Source organism: Stenotrophomonas sp. 278 (assembly GCF_003935715.1).
Lineage (GTDB): Bacteria > Pseudomonadota > Gammaproteobacteria > Xanthomonadales > Xanthomonadaceae > Stenotrophomonas > Stenotrophomonas maltophilia_AH.
Map to the genome: position 1 here is coordinate 1 of NZ_RHPP01000295.1, position 1,173 is coordinate 1,173.

Below are 1,173 nucleotides of genomic sequence, written 5' to 3' on the forward strand. Positions count from 1 at the left end.
GGGTTCACCCCCGTTTTCACGGACACTTACAAGAAGGCCGATCCAGGCCATGAGGAGTGTTCATGTCAAAGCGTAGAAAGTTCAGTGCCGAGTTCAAGCGTGGTGCGGTTGAGCAGGCCAGCCAGCCCGGCGTCAGCTGTGCCCAGGTGGCCAGGGAGCTGGGGATTCGCGACACCCTGTTGACCCGCTGGAAGCGCGAGGCACACAGCCCGGGATCTGCCGCCTTCGGCGGCACCGGGACGCCCCGGGATGAGGAGCTGGCCCGCCTCAAGCGCGAGCTGGCGCGGGTGAAGAAGGAGCGGGATTTTTTGCGAGAAGCGGCGACGTTCTTTGCAAAGGGATCATCCTGAGGTATCAGGTGATCGAACGTTGCCGCGATGAGTTTCCGATTCGGCTGATGTGCCGCTGCCTGAAGGTATCGGCCAGTGGCTATTACGAGTGGCGTAAGCGTCCACCGAGCGCTCGGCAGGTCGACAACGAACGCTTGGTTGTACGGATGCGCGAGCTGCATGAGGACAGCCGGGGTACCTTGGGAGCTGGCCGTATGCGCGAAGACCTGGCTGAGGAAGGCGAGACTGCCAGCTTGAACCGGGTGGCACGCCTGATGGCAGCGGATGGCCTTCAGGGCTGGCCCCGACGCAAACGTCGCGGGCAGCGTCCAATTCCGGCAGTGGCACCGCCGGGTGTGAGTAACCTGCTTGAGCGCGATTTTTTCGCGTTGGAGCCGGAGACCAAGTGGGTCACGGACATCACGGAAATCAAGACCCAGCAGGGCAAGCTGTATCTGTGCATCGTGCTGGATCTTTACGACAAGTACGTTCCGGGGTGGTCAATGCACGATCGGCAGGACCGTCAGATGGTGATCCGGGCTGTGCAGATGGCGGTGTGGCAGCGGCAAGGAACTCATGAGGTGATCCTGCATTCGGACCGTGGCAGCCAGTTCCGCAGCGGTGACTACCAGGATTATCTGGCCGCTCACAACGTGATCTGCTCAATGAGCGCGGTGGGCCATTGCGGTGACAACGCGGCCTGCGAAGGCTTCTTTGGGCTGCTCAAGCGAGAGCGGATCTATCGAACGAGCTACCCAACACTGGATGCGGCACGAGCGGATGTGTTTGACTACATCGAGCGACGCCACAACCCTAGGATGCGCAGAAGGGTCGCCAAGCAGGA

Annotated in this window: 1 protein-coding gene; it reads left to right on the forward strand. The window is 61.5% G+C overall.

Annotated features, from left to right (window positions below):
- Positions 1–62: 62 nt before the first annotated feature.
- Positions 63–1,173 (forward strand): IS3 family transposase gene (locus EGJ34_RS21760; RefSeq protein WP_125362457.1). Its coding sequence is split into 2 segments (ribosomal slippage), with 1,112 coding nucleotides annotated over them: positions 63–303 and positions 303–1,173; the frame shifts between segments, so codons are not numbered across the junction. This gene is flagged as partial in the annotation.